General features: G+C 49.9%; 13 protein-coding genes and 1 rRNA gene. 12 read left to right on the top strand and 2 right to left on the bottom strand.

The window, feature by feature from the left end; genetic code table 11:
• Positions 1–16: 16 nt before the first annotated feature.
• The 12 genes from pyrR (at position 17) to C7T94_RS17680 (ending at position 16,847) form a co-directional block, all read left to right on the top strand.
• Positions 17–565: a bifunctional pyr operon transcriptional regulator/uracil phosphoribosyltransferase PyrR gene (gene pyrR, locus C7T94_RS17735; RefSeq protein ID WP_107217179.1), complete on the top strand. Its 549-nt coding sequence runs from the start codon at positions 17–19 to the stop codon at positions 563–565.
• A gap of 1 nt (position 566) precedes the next feature.
• A complete protein-coding gene (locus C7T94_RS17730; protein WP_107217177.1) occupies positions 567–1,499 on the top strand; it encodes an aspartate carbamoyltransferase catalytic subunit in 933 nt (310 codons plus the stop codon).
• Between the two features lie 181 nt (positions 1,500–1,680).
• Positions 1,681–4,701, top strand: a complete 3,021-nt coding sequence (locus C7T94_RS17725; RefSeq protein ID WP_107217175.1) for a tetratricopeptide repeat protein — start codon at positions 1,681–1,683, stop codon at positions 4,699–4,701.
• A gap of 5 nt (positions 4,702–4,706) precedes the next feature.
• Positions 4,707–6,410, top strand: coding sequence for a porin family protein (locus tag C7T94_RS17720; protein WP_107217173.1), 1,704 nt, complete (start codon positions 4,707–4,709; stop codon positions 6,408–6,410).
• 33 nt (positions 6,411–6,443) lie between these two features.
• Positions 6,444–7,763, top strand: a complete 1,320-nt coding sequence (locus tag C7T94_RS17715) for an HU domain-containing protein (RefSeq protein ID WP_107217171.1) — start codon at positions 6,444–6,446, stop codon at positions 7,761–7,763.
• A gap of 9 nt (positions 7,764–7,772) precedes the next feature.
• A complete protein-coding gene (locus C7T94_RS17710) occupies positions 7,773–8,486 on the top strand; it encodes a MotA/TolQ/ExbB proton channel family protein (RefSeq protein ID WP_107217169.1) in 714 nt (237 codons plus the stop codon).
• On the top strand, positions 8,483–8,884 hold the full coding sequence (locus C7T94_RS17705; RefSeq protein ID WP_107217168.1) for an ExbD/TolR family protein: 402 nt from the start codon (positions 8,483–8,485) through the stop codon (positions 8,882–8,884). The genes C7T94_RS17710 and C7T94_RS17705 overlap by 4 nt, the downstream gene beginning before the upstream one ends.
• Positions 8,884–9,696, top strand: coding sequence for an energy transducer TonB (locus C7T94_RS17700; protein ID WP_107217166.1), 813 nt, complete (start codon positions 8,884–8,886; stop codon positions 9,694–9,696). Before C7T94_RS17705 ends, C7T94_RS17700 begins: the two co-directional genes overlap by 1 nt.
• Before the next feature lie 41 nt (positions 9,697–9,737).
• Entirely contained in the window at positions 9,738–11,027 is a 1,290-nt protein-coding gene (locus tag C7T94_RS17695) for a bifunctional folylpolyglutamate synthase/dihydrofolate synthase (RefSeq protein WP_107217165.1), read from the top strand.
• Between the two features lie 75 nt (positions 11,028–11,102).
• Complete coding sequence (pafA, locus tag C7T94_RS17690) at positions 11,103–12,758, top strand: alkaline phosphatase PafA (RefSeq protein WP_107217432.1); 1,656 nt, start codon at positions 11,103–11,105, stop codon at positions 12,756–12,758.
• A gap of 104 nt (positions 12,759–12,862) precedes the next feature.
• Positions 12,863–16,234, top strand: coding sequence for a methylmalonyl-CoA mutase family protein (locus C7T94_RS17685; RefSeq protein WP_107217163.1), 3,372 nt, complete (start codon positions 12,863–12,865; stop codon positions 16,232–16,234).
• Positions 16,235–16,244: 10 nt separating this feature from the next.
• On the top strand, positions 16,245–16,847 hold the full coding sequence (locus tag C7T94_RS17680) for a 3-keto-disaccharide hydrolase (RefSeq protein ID WP_107217161.1): 603 nt from the start codon (positions 16,245–16,247) through the stop codon (positions 16,845–16,847).
• 279 nt (positions 16,848–17,126) lie between these two features.
• Here C7T94_RS17680 and C7T94_RS17675 read toward each other — a convergent pair whose 3' ends face one another.
• Together C7T94_RS17675 and rrf are read right to left on the bottom strand one after the other, a co-directional pair.
• The gene (locus C7T94_RS17675; protein ID WP_394341008.1) at positions 17,127–18,074 is read right to left on the bottom strand and encodes an acyl-ACP desaturase; all 948 of its coding nucleotides are present in this window, start codon (positions 18,072–18,074) and stop codon (positions 17,127–17,129) included.
• A 302-nt stretch (positions 18,075–18,376) separates the two neighbouring features.
• Positions 18,377–18,448, bottom strand: a 5S ribosomal RNA gene (rrf, locus tag C7T94_RS19775); the annotation flags it as partial.

Below are 18,448 nucleotides of genomic sequence, written 5' to 3'. Positions count from 1 at the left end.
CCAACCGGAACAACACATGCAAAAGCGCACACTTCTTGACGGCCAGAAAATTCAGATCACCATCAAACGCCTTTGTCGCCAGTTGATCGAAAACCACGATGATTTCAAGGATACCGTACTTATTGGCATTCAGCCACGCGGCATCTATTTTGCCGACCGCATCCGGACCGAGCTTCAGGAGATTCTTCCCGAAGCCAGGATCCTTAAAGGCAATCTTGACATCACTTTTTTTCGCGACGATTTCAGACGCAAAGACAGCATTGTAACAGCAAGCAGTAATTCGATCGATTTCATCATTGAAGATAAAAAAGTTGTCCTGATAGACGACGTGCTGTGGACCGGTCGCACCATCCGCGCAGCGATGGATGCACTTCTGGCTTATGGCCGGCCGAGAAAAGTCGAACTCCTGGTCTTGATTGACCGCCGGTTTTCGCGCCAGCTTCCCATTGAGCCCGATTACATTGGTCACCGTGTCGATACGCTGAACCACCAGCAGGTCCGGGTAAGCTGGAACGAGACCGATCAGGAAGACAAAATTGTATTAATTTCAGAAAGCACAAAATAGAATGGCAGCAGACAGATTATCGAACAGGCATCTTTTAGGCATCAAATACATTGACCGAAACGACATTGACCTGATACTTGATACTGCCAAAAACTTTAAAGAGGTCATTAACCGGCCCATCAAAAAGGTACCTTCGCTGCGCGACATCACGATAGCCAACATCTTTTTTGAAAATTCGACCAGGACCAAGTTGTCGTTCGAACTTGCCGAGAAACGCCTTTCCGCAGATATCGTCAATTTTGCCGCGTCTTCAAGTTCGGTCAGCAAAGGCGAAACACTCATCGATACCGTTAACAACATCCTGTCCATGAAAGTTGATATGGTGGTCATGCGTCATCCATATCCCGGTGCGGGTGTTTTTCTGAGTAAGCATGTAAAAGCACAGATCGTGAACGCTGGCGATGGGGCACATGAACACCCTACACAAGCACTGCTTGATGCGTTTTCCATCCAGGAAAAGCTTGGCACCGTGACAGGAAAAAAAGTAGTTATCGTAGGCGATATCCTCCATTCGCGCGTAGCCATATCAAATATCCTGTGCCTGCAGAAACTTGGTGCCGAGGTTATGGTCTGCGGACCAACAACCCTGATCCCGAAACACATTGCCAGCCTGGGCGTACGTGTTGAGCATGACCTGCGCAAGGCACTGAACTGGTGCGACGTGGCCAACATGCTGCGTATTCAGCTTGAACGTCAGGACATCAAATATTTCCCTTCCCTCCGGGAATATGCCATGATGTATGGCCTTGACAAGAAACTCCTGCAAAGCCTTGATAAAGAAATCATAGTTATGCACCCGGGCCCAATTAACCGCGGTGTCGAAATCACGAGTGATGTGGCAGACAGCGGACAGTCTATCATTCTGGACCAGGTCGAAAACGGGGTAGCCGTCAGGATGGCTGTCCTTTACCTGCTGGCCGCCCAGAAAGAATAACCCTGCACATTTTACGTTATCTGAAGCAGATCTCCTGCACTATTCCTGCTGCCATTAAAAAAGCCCGTATACCAATTCGTATGGCTTCGCGTTATTAGCACATTATTAACAATTGTTAATTACTTAAAAGCATAGTGACAAAACGAACATTTATTTTAGTACCGACCATAACTGAAACCTGATGCATAAAAGATACTTTTATATTCTGCCGGTGCTCGCCTGCACGTTTTCCAGCGCCTTTGGGCAGGTGAGCGAGCTTGTAAAACTGAACAAAAATTACCAGACCGGCATCGAACTCCTTGAACACGAGAAATACAACTCGGCGGCACAGCAGTTTAAGCTTGTTGAGCAGGTACGCAATAAACCCAATGCCCAGCAGACCAGCAATGCTGAGCTCAGCCTGCTAAAAGAAAACGCACGGTTTTACCTGGCTGTCTGCGCCCTTGAACTGAATCATGACGATGCAGAAAGCCTTTTCAGGAATTTCATACGCGACTATCCGCTGAACCCGAATACCAAGCTGGCCTACTTTCACGTAGGCAAAGCTTATTTTAACCAGAAGAACTATAAAAAAGCACTGGAATGGTTTGAAAAGACAGATCCTTCCAGCCTTTCCCGCAAGCAGCGTGTCGAGTACCAGTTCAAGCAGGGTTATGCTTATTTTCTCGAAGAAAATTATGACAAGGCTGAACCTTTGTTCGAGGCGGTTAAAAAAGTTGAGTCGCCCTTCCAGGAGAGTGCAACCTATTATTTTGCCTATATCAATTACCTGAACAAGGAATACAAAACAGCCTTAAGCAATTTCGAAAAGCTCAAGGGCTCTCCGACTTATGAAGCAAGTTATCCCTATTACATCACTTCGATGTATTACCTGGATGAGCGCTATGATGATGTCTTGGCCTATGCCATTCCGATGCTGAAGCAGACCAAACAAACCTACGAAGCAGAAATGCAGAGCATCATCGCAGCTTCGTTCTTTGCTAAGAATGACTTTAAAAGTGCAGAACCCTATTTTGCAGCTTATTTTTCAAAAGAACCTAAGGTTCAGAATAACCTGCTCGTATACCAGTACGGCTATACCCTGTACCAGCTTAAGAAATTCCGTCAGTCGGCCAATGTACTCGAGAAACTGAACAATGACGATGTGTACCTTCAGAACGGCATGTTTACGCTCGGCAAGGTGCTTGTTGAACTGAATGACAAACCCAAAGCCAGGAGCGCATTCTTCCGCTCGTCCCGGCTTGAGTTCGATAAGAATGTTCAGGAAGAGGCCTGGTTGAATTATGCCAAACTCAGCTATGAACTGGATTTTCATCAGCAGGCACTCGAATCTGTGCAGGGATTCATCAAACAGTTTCCGCGTTCCAGGAAGATCAACGAAGCAAAGACCCTGTTGGGAGAGGTATTGCTGACCAATAAAAACTACCAGGCAGCCATTGACGTGCTGGAACCCATCCAGGACAAAAACGAAGCGGCACGCGAGGCTTACCAGAAAGTTACCTATTTCCGCGGCCTTGAGTTCTACAACGAACGCGCCTTCCCGAACGCATTGTCTATGTTTCTCCGCTCGGAGAAGTTCCCTGAAGACCAGGAGATCCTGGCCCTGACTACGTATTGGAAAGGCGAGGCCATGTATGAGCTGCGCAAGTTCGGTGAATCGGTCAGCACATTTGAAAAGTTCCTGAACCTTCCCGGCGCAGAAAGAACGAATGTATACAACTTTGCCAACTATGCACTCGCTTATGCGGCATTCGAAGATGAAAAGTATGTAAAGGCCGCTACTTATTTTGAGCGTTTCCTGAATGGTAACGATAAGGACCAGAAAACGGTAGATGATGCGACCGTCCGCCTTGCCGATGCCTATTTTGTGAACAAGAATTACGGCAGTGCCATGAGTTATTACCGCCGTATCATCAGCCGTAAAAACGCCAGCGAAGACTACGCGGTATTCCAGACCGGTATGATCCAGGGCCTCGAGAACCAGTACGACGCGAAGATTGCCACGATGCAGTCGCTGCTGAGACAATTCCCGAACTCCAATTACGCTGACGATGCCGGTTTTGAAACGGCTTATACCTATTTTAACAAAGGCGATTTCGACAAATCAAAGTCAGACCTGATTGACCTGATCGCCAAATATCCGCGAAGCAGTTACGTGCCGCGCGCGCTGGTAACCATTGGCCTGGTGCAATACAACCAGGACCAGGACGATGCCGCCCTTGAGACTTTCAAGAAAGTTATTCGCGAGTACGAAAGCACCGACGAAGCCAAACAAGCGCTTGAATCGATCAAAAATATTTACCTGGACCGCGGCGATGCGAATGGGTTCATGTCTTACGCCGGCACGACCTCCCTCGGCAATTATTCGACGGCCGAGCAGGACAACATCGTTTTCCAGGCGGCCAAAAACCTGTACTTGCAGGGCAATGCACAGGCGGCTTTTGAGGCTGTCAATGCCTATTTCGATAAGTTCCCGAAAGCGATCCATGATAAAGAAGCCAAATTTATTCGCGCAGAATCGCTTGTCAGGCTGGGCCGGCCGGAAGAAGCCGTCAGCGACTACGAATTTATCCTGAACGACTGGACCAGCGATTATACCGAGCGTTCACTGCTGAGCATTTCCAGGCTATATCTGGACCAGAAGAAATACAACGAAGCCATCGTTTACCTGAAACGCCTGGAAACCACTTCTGACTACAAGGCGCATTACAACTACGCGATCAACAACCTGCTCAAGGCTTATGATGCGCTCAATGCTGCCGACGATATGCTTAAGTACGTTCAACTGATCCGAGAGTCAGAAAAAGCTTCAGAGGAAGAGAAAAACAGCGCAGGTCTGTACGAAGGCAAAGCCTACCTCATCCGCGGCGACCAGGATGCCGCACTCAAGGCATTCACCAATGTGACCAAAGTAACGAAGACCGTAGCGGCGGCTGAGGCGAAATACAATATAGCCTTGCTGCAATACAAGAAAAACGATTACAAAACCTCTCAGAAAACCTGTTTTGACGTGATCAACAACATGCCGTCTTACGACTACTGGGTTGCGAAATCCTTTATCCTGCTTGCTGATAACTATGTTGCGCTGAAAGACAACCTGCAGGCAAAAAGTACCCTGCTCAGCATCATAGATAACTATGAGGGCAAAGACGATATCATCCCTACCGCAAAACAGAAACTTGAAGAGTTAAACCGCAAATAAAACAAATGAGACCATATAGAATCATATATACCACCCTGCTTCTCCTTTCTGCCGGAGGCCTTGCAAACGCACAGGACAAGAAAGAAGACGATAAGGATAAAAAGGTCGTTGCCGAAGAAATCGAAGTTGTGCGTCCATACAAGCCGATCCTGGCCGAAGCCTTTAAACTGCGCAGAAGTCCGAACCTTGACGACGTAAAAACCTATAAAGCCAAGCTTAACTACAGCCTGACAGACCGGAAACTTGAGCTGAACAGCGATATCCTCAAACTCCAGGCACAGCAGGTGGCCGATGAAAAGGCTACTGAACTGGTAAATAATTACCTGAAAGGTGGTTTTGGCATGAACGCCACCTCACTGCTCGAAGCCTACATCAGCAATGGCAAGGATGAGGCGCTTCAGGTAGGCGGCTACCTCCGGCATTTTGGCCAGGGCGGTTCCATTCGCGGACAGCGCCGGGATAACCAGGAACTGTCTGTTTTTGGCCGGACCATCCTGGATATGGCTACCGTTAGCGGACGCCTGAATTTTGAACGGAGCGGCTTCAATTTTTATGGTTTCAACCCGAATACCCTGACCGATCAGAATCCCGATCCGGCAAAACAGCGCTTCAATTTCTTTGAAGCAGAGGGCGAGGTCATGAACAAATTCACTGAAGATGAGGATGCGCTCAGTTACGCTGTGAAAGTGAACGGGAACATCTGGAGCGATCAATACGAAGCCAGGGAAAACTACCTGACCCTAAATGGATATGTGAACAAAAGAATCAACAGTTTTAACCTGGGCCTGGCCGCAGGGGGCGAATTCGGAAGTACAAAAGACGTACTGACAGCCGTTAAGAACAACATCCTGCGCCTCAATCCTTACATCCGGCTGCAAGCCAAAGGTGTAAAAATCACCGCCGGAATCAACTTCGTGCAGGAGTTCGGCCTTTACGAAAGTACCCGGCTTTTTCCGGCCATCACCGCCGACTTTACGCTTATCCCCGATTACCTGCAGATATTTGGCGAAGTTAAGGGGGACGTAAGCCGCAATTCAATGAAAGGCTTTACAGACGAAAATCCCTGGCTGAACACCAACATTAACATCAAAAACACAGTCGAAAAGATGAGCATAAGCGGAGGGATCAAGGGAACCGGTGGTCCTGGATTTGGATACAAGGCCAGGTTCTACCACAAGACGCTGACCGATATGCCGCTGTTCGTGAACAACTTCAATGATTTTAGCCGCTTCGACGTCATTTACGACTTCGGCAATATGAAGCTTACGGGCATTGAGGGCGAACTGTCTGTTCAGGTAAGCAATGACCTCAGGTGGACAGGTAAACTGAACTTCGACAATTACAAACCGGCATCTGAGAGCGAAGCCTGGTTTAAGCCGCAGATGCGCCTGACCTCCAACCTGCTCTACAACATCACCGACAAGATTTCCCTGAATGCATCTCTTGCCGTACAGGACGAAACAAAGGCTAAAATTTACACCGCCGCTCCCGTGCCTGCAGGCCAGTATGTTGTGCCCGACGAAAGCATTGAACAAACGGTCAATGTGAGTGGCTTCGCCGACCTGGGCGCAGGTGCCGAATACCGGATCAACAAACAGTTCACCGTCTTTGCCCGGGCAAACAACCTGCTGAACAATAAATACAGCAAATTTCTCTACTATCAATACAACGGTTTAAATATCTTTGGCGGTCTGACCTACTCGTTCTAAGACAGGCAGACCTTAACCACCTGATTACAGCGCATGGACCTGAGCATTTATCTTTCCTCCCTCCTGAACAACCACAAAGAAGTTGGTGTGAACGGACTGGGTACATTTTCTAAAAAGAAAGTGCCCGGAAGATATGATGCAGCCCGGCACATGTTCCTGCCGCCGGCCTCGGCACTTGTTTTTGCAGCTGAACTTCGGGAAGACACGCTGCTCACCGACCTGGTAGCCAGGGAAAGGCAACTTACGCACGATGATGCAAGCGCTGCCGTGCAGGATTTTGCCAGCCAGGTACGCGAAGGCATTCGCAACGCGGGCAGTTACCAGCTGAACGGCCTTGGTACCCTCAGGCAGGCCGGAGAAGAGCTCGTTTTCGAAGCCGATGCAAATGCGACAGGTACGGAATTTTATGGGCTTCCGCCCATGCCAGAGAAAACGTTCAGCGATCCCATAGATGCCCCGGTTTCAGGGCAAGCCGCCGCTCCCGACGAAACGCAGCCGGCCAACGATGAGCCTGCTGATATTCCATCTATCCCAGTACTGCCTGAAGAGCAAGTGGACGGCCAGGTAGATGGGCAGAACAGCACTGAAACAGGTACAAATGTAAGTGAAGCGCAGCCGGCTGCCGTCGAAACAGACCATAGCGAAATTCCAGGCAACAGCCTGAAGGCAGGCCAGCCGGCAGACGAACAACATGGAGCAGAAGCTGCCGGGTTACTACCTTCGGCCGAGCCTGAACCACCTGTGGTTGCACCAGCTCCGGCAAAGGCCTGGACGTTCGACAAGATAGAGGCCACTGAACCGCTGGAAACGCGAACTGAACAGGAAATCGATTCCAACGAAGGAAATGGATCTTCAGGTGTTTTGAGGTTCCTGCTGGTACTCGTCGTATTGGTCGCCGTTGCAGCGCTGGCTTACTTTCTGAAACCAGAGTGGTTCGGAAAGACGCCCGCAGAACCCGTTGCTCCGGTTACCCTTCCTGAGGCGCCGGCTGTTACAGACACACCTAAGACCGATACAGCGGCGATCCGGAAGGATTCTTCTGCAGCGATGGCTGCCGTTCCGCCGGTCACAGCTACGAAACGTCCGGACACAGCGATACGCTCCGCGGCCGCCGCGCCGGTGACATACGAAGTCATCGCCTCGGCCTGGCAAACAGAAAAAAAGGCTGCGGCCTATGTAAAACAAATGAAACAGCGCGGACTGAAAGCCCGCAGGGTTGACATTGGCGGTCCAATGATCAAAATCAGCATCGGTTCATTTGCAACTTATGCAGAAGCAGAACAGAACCTGCCCGCCCTGCGCAAAAAATCAGGCAGCGCAGGAGCTTATATACACACAAAAAAACCTAAATAATTTTTAGACATGATTACATTTTTGCAAGGTGCCACCGATACCGTGAAGCAGGTAATTGACAGCGCGCAAAGCGCAGCGCCAAATGTTTTATCGGCTCCGCCGGAAGAGCTTCGCTTTATCGATCTGATCATCAAGGGCGGCTGGGTGATGATTCCCATCGGGATTCTTGCTTTCCTTGGCCTCGTTATCTTCATTGAAAGATATCTGACCATCCGCAAGGCTTCCAGAAACGAAACCAACCTCATGGTCCAGGTAAAACAAAGTATTTTGTCGGGCCGCCTTGATGGCGCCATCGCACTGTGCAAGAACAGCAACACGCCCCTGGGCCGCATGCTGCAGAAAGGCCTGCTGCGCGTGGGCAGGCCGATCAAAGACATTGAAGGCGCCATAGAAAATGTAGGCAAGCTTGAAGTGTCCAAACTGGAAAAGAACGTAGGCATATTGGGCATTATTGCCGGGATTGCACCGATGCTGGGGTTTGTCGGGACCATTATCGGTGTTATCTCCATTTTTCACCAGGTTTCCATCAAAGGCGTGATCGAGATCGGAACCATTTCGGGTGGTCTGTACACCAAAATGATTACGTCTGCCTCGGGCCTCATTATTGGTATTGTTGCCTATGTTGGTTACCACGTACTGAACATGATGATCGAAAAGATCATTCTGAAAATGGAAACCGATGCCATCGAGTTTATTGATTTACTTGAAGAACCGGGACGATGAATTTCAGAAAAAGACAGAAAGGAACCGTAGAGGTCAATACGTCTGCCCTGAACGACATCATGTTCTTCCTGTTGTTGTTTTTCCTGCTGGCGTCGGCCGTAGCCAACCCGGAAGTGGTGAAACTGCTCCTGCCCCGGTCACAATCGGGCGAGCAGCTCGTGGCAAAAAAAACAATCACAGTCTCGATCGATGAAAACAAAAATTATTTTATCGAAAAACAGCCTGTAAGCGTCGAAGAGCTGCAAAGCAAAATCGAGTCTTACACGAAAGAGGCACAGGAATTGACCATTATTTTGTATGTTTATAGGGATATCCCCACAGAAACGACCATCCAGATCATCGACATTGCCAACAAGGCAAAAGCGAAACTCGTGCTGGCCGTAGAACCGAAAAAATAATGCAGTACCAAGAAGAAAATAATTATCCGAAGGCACTGGCCATCTCAACCGGAATATTTATCGTATTCCTGGTCATCAGCTTTTTTTACCTGATCGGAACACCCTTTACCCAGGAGCAGCTGGGAACGGGGGGCGTCATCGTTAATTTTGGCACCTCACCCGAAGGAATGGGCGATGACTACACCAGTATTGAAGAGCCTTCTATGGCGCCCAATGCAAATGGGCAGATGCCTGATAAGGTCATCACCGAGCAGGAAACGAAGCCCACTCCCAATACCCAGGCCAGCGATAAAAACGTGGTCACACAAGACAACGAAGACGCGGCCACCGTAAACACCAAAGACAACAAATCAACCGCGGCGCCCAACGCCTCGAATAACACCAAACCCGTCGAGCAAACCATTAACCAGAATGCCCTTTACAAGGGTAAGGCCAACAAGGGAATGGGTCGTGGCGATGGCACTGGCAGCACCCCGGGCAACCAGGGTGATAAAGACGGCGATCCCCTGGCCTCGAATTATGGTGAAGGCGGCTCAGGCTTTGGCGATAAACCGATCGAGCTGAGGCGATTTACCAATCTGGTGGTACCCAAAGACGATGGGCAGAAGACGGGAAAGGTCGCCGTACGTATTTACATCAATGCTGACGGCCTGGTTACCAACGCCGTGGCTGGTGTGAAAGGTACAACGCTGTCAGATCAGGCCCTGTGGCAGAAGTGCAAAGAGGCGGTTATGGGGGCTACCCTGACGCGGTCTGCTTCCGGAAACAACCAGCAGGTAGGTGTCGTCGTATTCAATTTCAAGGTAAAATAAGTTATGCGCAGCTAAGCGCAGTTCATAACTTTGTAGCGTTTATGAACTACGAACAAACGCTTGAGTACCTGTACAGCAAACTGCCCATGTTTACCCGGGTTGGCGAGGCAGCAATCAAAAAGGGCCTGGGTAACATTCTGGCGCTGTCTGAAGCACTGGGCAATCCACACCACCAATTCAGGTCAGTTCACATTGGCGGAACCAATGGAAAAGGTTCCACCTCGCACATGCTGGCATCTGTATGCCATGCAGCAGGCTACCGGACAGGACTTTATACCTCCCCGCACCTGAAAGATTTCAGGGAACGCATCCGGGTAAATGGCGAACCCATTGCGCAGCAAGCTGTGGTCGACTTTGTTTCGGCACACAGCAGTCTGATTAATAAGCTTGAACCTTCGTTTTTCGAGGTGACTGTAGCCCTGGCATTCAACTATTTTGCCCAGCAAAAAGTAGACGTGGCGATCGTCGAGGTTGGCCTCGGCGGACGGCTCGACTCAACCAACATCATCACACCTGTTTTATCGGTTATTACGAACATCAGCCTGGACCATGTTGCCTTGCTGGGCAACACGCTTCCGCTCATTGCCACAGAAAAAGGCGGTATCATTAAAGCCGGCGTACCGGTCGTGATCGGTGAAAGCCATCAGGAAACCTTGCCGGTTTTTCTTGAAAAAGCGGCGAATGAGCAGGCGCCTATATGCTTCGCCGACCAGGCCTTCCGGCCAGAAAACGTTGTGCGCAAACCTGACCTGCTTCAGCTGTCTGTGCTGTACGAAGGCAGGCTGCTATACGAAAACCTCAGCTGCGACCTCAATGGCAATTATCAGGTCAAAAACATCCTGACAGTCGTGGCGGCCATCGAATTATTAAAAAAGACCGGAGCTTTGATCCTGGCCGAACAGGCCGTGAGGCAGGGCCTGGCTTCCGTGAAGAAAAACACCGGGCTGCAGGGGCGGTGGCAAACACTTTCCCGGCACCCATTGGTTATCTGCGACACAGGGCACAATGAAGCTGGCATGGCCGAGGTCTTACAAAACATTGCGGACACGCCGCACGAAACACTGCGCATCGTATTTGGAATGGTAAGCGATAAAGATGTGAATGGCGTTCTGAAATTGATGCCCAGGCATGCGCAGTATTACTTTTGCAGTCCGAAACTTGAACGGGCACTGCCGGCAACGGCATTGCAGGCACAGGCGGGCGCCTATGGACTGGCCGGAAAGACCTATGAAAGCGTAACGGCAGCCAGGAAAGCGGCCGAGCAGGCATCAGGCCCGAACGATCTGGTTTTTATTGGCGGCAGCACCTTTGTTGTAGCCGAAGCCATTTAAACAAACGATCTGATAACTCCTTTTTTACAGGAATTTTATATCGAAATGGTTAGTTTTATCGCTCACCGCAAACAAATGAAAATACGTTACCTTCTACCCTTTCTGTTACTGGCCGCTACGGGCACAACTGTATACGCGCAAAAAAAACCTGTTGCTCGTCCGGAACCCTATCCGGCCCAGGTTGCCCGTCCTAAACTTATTGTCGGACTGGTTATCGACCAGATGCGGTGGGATTACCTGTACAGGTATTATGCACGTTATGGCAGTGGTGGTTTCAAAAGGCTTATTCATGAAGGGTTTTCAGCAGAAAACACCTATATTCCTTATACCCCTACGTATACGGCCTGCGGCCATGCAAGCATTTACACCGGTACTGTTCCGGCCGTACACGGGATTATTGGCAATGAATGGACAGATGCGCAGTCCCTGAAACGTGTGTACTGCGCCGGCGATACAACCGTCTCGACCGTGGGCATTCCCGCATCGCCTGAAGGGCAAATGTCGCCAAGAAACATGTTGAGCAATACCATTACAGATGAGCTGCGGCTGGCGACCAATTTTAAAGGGAAGGTGATCGGCATTTCCATGAAAGACCGGGGTTCGATCCTTCCGGCAGGTCATACAGGTAATGCGGCTTACTGGTATGACGGCAAGTCAGGTAACTGGATTACAAGTACCTACTACATGCAGCAATTGCCAATGTGGCTCGAAGACTACAACAAGATGAAGCTTGCCAATAAGTTTTATGCAAAAAACTGGGAACCCCTTTACCCGGTTCAGACCTATGTAAACAGTACTGCCGACGAAAAAGAATACGAAGGGCGGAACAGCACCTTTCCTCATAACCTTACACAGTTTGCGAACCGGAATTACGACGCAATCAGGAGTACACCTTACGGAAATACCATTACGCTCGACCTGGCCAAACTCGCCATTCTTTCTGAAGATCTTGGCGCTGACCAGGCCACTGACTTTCTGGCTGTCAGCTGTTCATCTACGGATTACATTGGTCACCAATACGGTCCTAATTCCATAGAAGCCGAAGACACCTATCTGCGCCTGGACAAGGATCTCGAAGAATTCTTCAATTACCTGGATAAACAGGTAGGAAAAGGGCAATATCTTTTCTTCATCACGGCCGATCATGGTGCCGCACATGTACCGGGCTTCATGGCAGAGAACCGCCTGCCGGCGGGGGTAATCAGCGATAGCAATATTGCCAAAGGACTCAATTCCAGCCTGGAAGAACAGTTTAAAGTGAAGACAGCCGTACGAGCAGCGCAAAATAATCAAATCCTGTTCGACCGGAAAGCCATCGCGTCTGCCAAAGCCGATTACAACAGCGTGCTCGCCGCAGCTATCGGATTTCTTCGTACCCAGGAGGGCGTAACCGATGCTGTTGACCTCAGGAATATCGCAGCCAGCACACTCACCGATGTGCAGAAGACAATGATCACCAATGGTTACAACGCCAGAAGAAGCGGTGACATTTATTATATTTTAAATCCGGGTTGGTTCAACGGAAGCAGAACCGGCACAACGCATGGCAACTGGAACCCCTACGACTCGCACATTCCCCTGGTGTTCATGGGCTGGCACGTTAAACCCGGTAAGACAAACAAAAACCACTACATGACCGACATTGCCGCAACGCTCGCTGCCATGCTCCGTATCCAGATGCCAAACGGAAACATCGGCGAGGCCATTACAGAACTGACACACCAGTACTGATCTGGCATGAGCTGCGTTTAGCGTCTTCCACGCATCTTCAGCTTGCCCCGCAGGCTGTGGATTTACCGGCATAACTCTTAACTTTAGAGGCTAAACACAGCTGCATGCAGGAACAGGAACGTTATATACCGAAAAATAAGATCAGGTTTGTTACCGCCGCCTCACTTTTCGACGGCCACGATGCCACGATCAACATTATGCGCCGGATCCTGCAGGCATCTGGTGCCGAGGTTGTGCATCTCGGGCACAACCGTTCTGTAGAAGAGGTGGTAACCTGTGCCATCCAGGAAGATGTGCAGGGCATTGCATTAACCTCCTACCAGGGTGGGCACCTGGAATATTTCAAATACATGTACGACCTGCTGAACGACCAGGGTGCAGGCCACATCCGTATTTTTGGCGGCGGCGGTGGCGTGATTCTCCCCGCAGAAATCCAAGAGCTTCATGCTTATGGGATTGCGCACATTTATTCACCCGATGATGGGCGGACGATGGGCCTGCAGGGCATGATCAATGACATGCTCCGGCAGACTGACTTTTTAACGACATCATTGCGTGATTTCTCTGAGGCTGCAATTGCAGCAAGATCCATTCCGGCAATTGCTTCGGCCATCAGTGCGGCCGAGAATGACCCCGAGCTTTTTGCGGCACGCTTCGGTCAGCTGAAAACACGGGCAGAGCAGAGCAAAGTTCCGGTATTGGGAATTACCGGAACCGGCGGCGCAGGTAAATCATCGCTTGTCGATGAATTGGTCAGGCGCTTCCTGATGGAGACATCCGGTAAAACACTTGCCATATTGTCTGTAGACCCTTCAAAACGTAAAACCGGCGGAGCCTTGCTTGGCGACCGGATCAGGATGAATGCGATTGGCAACCCGCGCGTATACATGCGCTCATTGGCAACAAGGCAGGCCAACCTGGCCTTATCTAAAAATGTACAGGAAAGTATCGACATCTGTAAGGTCGCGGGCTTTGACCTGATCCTGATCGAAACCTCGGGCATCGGGCAGTCTGACACTGAAATCACAGAACATTGTGACCTTTCGTTGTACGTAATGACACCCGAGTTTGGCGCTGCGACCCAACTCGAAAAGATCGATATGCTGGACTTTGCAGATCTTGTGGCCATCAATAAATTTGATAAACGGGGCGCAGCAGATGCACTGCGCGATGTTAAAAAGCAGTACAGACGAAACCACCAGGTTTTTGAGACCCCAGACAGCGAGCTGCCGGTATACGGTACCATGGCCTCGCAGTTTAATGATCCGGGCATGAATAACCTGTTTGCGGCGCTCATGGCAGCCATTGCAACAAAGACCGGAACAGATTTCGGTGTAAAAACCAAACCGGGAACGGCACAGTCAGAAAAGATCTACATCATTCCGCCTGAGCGGAGCCGCTACCTGGCGGAAATTGCAGAGGCCAGCCAGACATACAATGAGTGGGTACATGCCCAGGCAGCGGCGGCCAGGGCAATCTGGCAGATAGCAGGTGTACAAAACCTGTTGCAGGAGCAGGGAAACAGCCAGTCCGGCAATGCGCTGGACCAGGCGCGAGCGGCACAGGAAGAGCTGCTCGATGCCTCCTGCCGAAAGTTGCTAAGTAGCTGGCCGGCCGTAGCTGACCAATACCAGGCAGCTGATTTTATTTACGAGGTACGCGGGAAAGAGATCCGGCAGCCCCTTTTTCATGAATCGCTTTCAGGCTTGAAAATTCCGCGAGTGGCTTTGCCACGTTACCAGGACCATGGCGATCTGCTGCGTTGGCTGCTCACAGAAAACCTTCCGGGATATTTCCCTTATACGGCCGGCGTATTTCCGCTGAAGCGCGAGGGCGAAGACCCCACTCGCATGTTTGCCGGCGAGGGCGGTCCGGAGCGCACCAACAAGCGTTTTCATTACGTTTCGCTTGGTCAGCCGGCTCACCGGCTTTCAACGGCATTCGACTCTGTAACGCTCTACGGCGAGGACCCCCACATCCGTCCGGATATATATGGCAAGATCGGCAACTCGGGTGTGAGCATTGCCACCCTCGACGATGCGAAAAAGTTATATTCCGGGTTTGACCTCTGCGATGCGGCTACCTCTGTATCGATGACCATCAACGGCCCCGCGCCGATGCTGCTCGGATTTTTCATGAATGCAGCAATAGACCAGCAATGCGAAAAATATATTATAGCCCATGGCTTGCAAGCACAAACTGAAGCCAGACTGGCAGAAATATTCAGTCGACGCGGCACAGAACGCCCAGCTTACGAAGGTGCACTTCCGGAAGGCAACAACGGGCTAGGCCTGATGATGCTGGGCGTGACCGGCGACGAAGTGCTGCCGCCCGATGTCTACGCAGCAATCAGGGCAAAAGCTATGGCCAGTGTGAGAGGAACCGTTCAGGCCGATATTTTGAAAGAGGACCAGGCGCAGAACACCTGCATCTTCTCTACGGAATTCGCATTGCGGATGATGGGTGATATTCAGCAATACTTTATTGACAATCAGGTCAGGAATTTTTACTCTGTCTCGATATCGGGGTACCACATTGCTGAGGCTGGTGCCAACCCCATTTCACAGCTGGCCTTTACCCTGAGCAATGGATTTACCTTTGTAGAATATTACCTGAGCCGGGGCATGCATATAGATGATTTTGCACCGAACCTGTCTTTTTTCTTTTCGAACGGAATCGATGCAGAGTACGCGGTAATCGGCCGGGTAGCCAGGCGCATCTGGGCCAAAGCCATCAAAAACAAATACAAGGGCAATGAACGTTCCCAGAAGCTAAAGTACCACATTCAGACATCCGGGCGTTCACTCCATGCCCAGGAAATAGATTTTAACGACATCCGCACCACGCTGCAGGCACTTTATGCCATCTACGACAACTGCAACTCCCTGCACACGAATGCTTATGACGAGGCGATCACCACGCCGACCGAAGAATCGGTTCGCAGGGCCATGGCAATCCAACTGATCATTAACCGGGAGCTTGGCCTCGCCAAAAACGAAAATCCGTTACAGGGCGCTTTTGTGATCGAGGAGTTGACAGACCTGGTCGAAGAGGCTGTTCTGGCAGAATTTAAACGCATTAACGAACGCGGCGGTGTGCTGGGCGCAATGGAAACCATGTACCAGCGGGGCAAGATCCAGGAAGAAAGTCTGCGTTACGAAACACTCAAACATACGGGCGACTACCCGATCATTGGCGTTAACACATTTCTGAACAAAAAAGGTTCGCCAACTGTGACACCGGGCGAGGTAGTCCGGGCTACCGAGACCGAAAAGCAGGCGCAAATCAGGAACCTGGAGTCTTTCAGGTCAGCGCACCAGGAAAACGCTGCTGCTGAACTTCGTAAGTTGCAGGAGGCGGCGATTTCAGGCCGTAACGTCTTCGAGGCACTGATGAACGCATGCAAGTGCTGCAGCCTCGGACAAATCAGTCATGCGCTTTACGAAGTTGGCGGACAATACCGTCGAAATATGTAAATTAGGAACTATGAAATATAAAATTATCCTTGCCATGCTGGCCGTCGTGCTGATTTCGGCCCAGCTGCCCCAGAAGGGCTTCAAGTCTATCTTTAACGGTAAAAACCTGGAAGGTTGGACCATACACGGTACCGAAAAATGGTACGTGGAGAACAAAGAACTGATCTGTGAAAGCGGACCGGATAAACAGTACGGATATTTATCGACCAACAAATCTTATGATAATTTTATCCTGGACCTGGATTTCAAGCAGGAAGCGAATGGAAACAGCGGTGTGTTTATTCGTTCAAACATTGAAGGTACAAAAATCAGTGGCTGGCAGGTAGAGGTTGCGCCAAAAGGACACAGCACCGGTGGCATCTATGAGTCATACGGCCGTGGCTGGCTGATCAAACCTGAAGCAGCTAAAGAAGAGGCGCTGAAAGTTGGCGAGTGGAACCACATGCGCATCCAGGTTTCGGGTGATGAGGTAACCAGCTGGGTAAACGGAACAGAAATGGTTAAACTGAAAGACGCAAAAATCGGTGCCGGAAAAGGATTTATTGCTCTGCAGATTCACGATGGCGGCGGTATCAAAGTGCGTTGGAAAAACATTAAGATTAAACAACTTTAGGCAAATCGCAACGATCTATAAGCCCCGGACAGTGCAAACTTCCGGGGTGTTTTTTTGCATTTGCGGCCTTTTGCTGATAAATTGAATTGAAGAAGGGCACAAACTGCATAACCGATCATGCAGCCTGATTAAAACAGGCCTGCCGCAAAGACAGTCAGAAAGTGAAGTTACCAACCGCTATCACCCAATGTAGTAATAAAAAAGCCCCTGCGGTTGGCAGGAGCGATAAGATGACCCGTAACAGGTTGTGTAAGTTTTATAAAGCGGAACCAAACCTTTTTAAGCCAGGATCCATCTGAATTTATACTCCATAGTTGGATTTTTCATCCGGTCCGCGATGCGGGTTAGCCGGTCAGGAAGTGCCAGGATATAATCGCGGGCCTTTTCTCCGGCATCATTCAGTTCACGTATCGCTTCAATATTCCACTCATTAATGAGTTGCTTTAAAATATCGACGTAATCGGCCGAGGTGTAAACACCAAGCCGCTGTGCTGCATCGGTGAAGTGACCAAAGGTCTGACCCATTTTCAGACCGATTTCCCTCAGGAAATGTGCCGGCATGACGATCTTCTTGCGCATCATGTCTTCGAATGCAAGCATGGCCTCGTTTGCATCTACATCAAATACACGGGATATAAAATCTTTATAAGCTTTTGCATGACGCGCCTCATCTGAAGCAATCACCCCGCACATTTTAGACAGCAGGGTATCCCCGTCCTTTTTCGCCAGGCTGGCTACTCTCCTGTGCGAAACGTTCGTCGCCATTTCCTGGAAAGAGGTATAGATGAAGTTGCGGTAAGGATCGCGGCCGGTGCCAATATCAAAACCGTCTGCGATCAGGTATTGGGTAGAGATCTCCATCTGGCGCATGTCGACACGGCCTGACAGGTAGAGGTATTTGTTTAGTAGATCACCGTGGCGGTTTTCTTCGGCAGTCCAATGCCTGGTCCACTTCATCCAGCCCCCTTCTTCATCGAGAGAAACATCTTCGACAGTAGTCAGCCAGGACTCATAGGTAGGCAGGGCCTCTTCGGTGATGGTATCGCCGATCAGCACTGCAACCAGATCATATGATAACTCTTTTGCGCTTTGCTGCAACTCTTTCACTTTTTGAAAGAAGTCATCGCGGCTGGCGTCGGGCAAAAAATCGGCCGGCTGCCAGATATCATCGATGGGTTTCAGGTATTCCGGCATCTTTTCCAGCATATATTTTTCAATATGCTTCATTACCTCTTTTCTTTGCCCTAATCGAATATTCATACTTATTAATCTCATGTCAAAGATACGGAAAAAGCTTTGGCTAACCTACCAATATTCCAAATTAAAGCCGCTAAATGGCTAAAACTGACGAAGATCAGGTTAATGAGAGGGCGTTTTCAGAGTAGATTAACAGGACGGTGGAGTCAGCTTTTCCACATATCAGTTACAGGAAAACAGCGGCACAGGTAAATTGTTCGGGTGGCTTCGAACAATGGCGGGCATACAAAAACAAAAAGGCCTTAGCTAGTAAAAGCTAAGGCCAGTTTAAGATTTGGCACCGACCTACTCTCCCACGTGTTACCGCAGTACCATCGGCTCTGGCGGGCTTAACTTCTCTGTTC

It is taken from the genome of Pedobacter yulinensis (assembly GCF_003029735.1).
GTDB classification, from domain to species: Bacteria; Bacteroidota; Bacteroidia; order Sphingobacteriales; family Sphingobacteriaceae; genus Pedobacter; species Pedobacter yulinensis.
The sequence above is the reverse complement of the archived record's forward strand: the minus strand, read 5'-3'. Positions and strand labels throughout refer to the sequence as shown.

Excerpts from the sequence above, each read along its gene's own strand:
- pyrR (WP_107217179.1), top strand. The coding sequence starts at position 17 with ATGCAAAAGCGCACACTTCTTGACGGCCAGAAAATTCAGATCACCATC.
- C7T94_RS17730 (WP_107217177.1), top strand. The coding sequence starts at position 567 with ATGGCAGCAGACAGATTATCGAACAGGCATCTTTTAGGCATCAAATAC.
- C7T94_RS17725 (WP_107217175.1), top strand. The coding sequence starts at position 1,681 with ATGCATAAAAGATACTTTTATATTCTGCCGGTGCTCGCCTGCACGTTT.
- C7T94_RS17720 (WP_107217173.1), top strand. The coding sequence starts at position 4,707 with ATGAGACCATATAGAATCATATATACCACCCTGCTTCTCCTTTCTGCC.
- C7T94_RS17715 (WP_107217171.1), top strand. The coding sequence starts at position 6,444 with ATGGACCTGAGCATTTATCTTTCCTCCCTCCTGAACAACCACAAAGAA.
- C7T94_RS17710 (WP_107217169.1), top strand. The coding sequence starts at position 7,773 with ATGATTACATTTTTGCAAGGTGCCACCGATACCGTGAAGCAGGTAATT.
- C7T94_RS17705 (WP_107217168.1), top strand. The coding sequence starts at position 8,483 with ATGAATTTCAGAAAAAGACAGAAAGGAACCGTAGAGGTCAATACGTCT.
- C7T94_RS17700 (WP_107217166.1), top strand. The coding sequence starts at position 8,884 with ATGCAGTACCAAGAAGAAAATAATTATCCGAAGGCACTGGCCATCTCA.
- C7T94_RS17695 (WP_107217165.1), top strand. The coding sequence starts at position 9,738 with ATGAACTACGAACAAACGCTTGAGTACCTGTACAGCAAACTGCCCATG.
- pafA (WP_107217432.1), top strand. The coding sequence starts at position 11,103 with ATGAAAATACGTTACCTTCTACCCTTTCTGTTACTGGCCGCTACGGGC.
- C7T94_RS17685 (WP_107217163.1), top strand. The coding sequence starts at position 12,863 with ATGCAGGAACAGGAACGTTATATACCGAAAAATAAGATCAGGTTTGTT.
- C7T94_RS17680 (WP_107217161.1), top strand. The coding sequence starts at position 16,245 with ATGAAATATAAAATTATCCTTGCCATGCTGGCCGTCGTGCTGATTTCG.
- C7T94_RS17675 (WP_394341008.1), bottom strand. The coding sequence starts at position 18,074 with ATGAAGCATATTGAAAAATATATGCTGGAAAAGATGCCGGAATACCTG.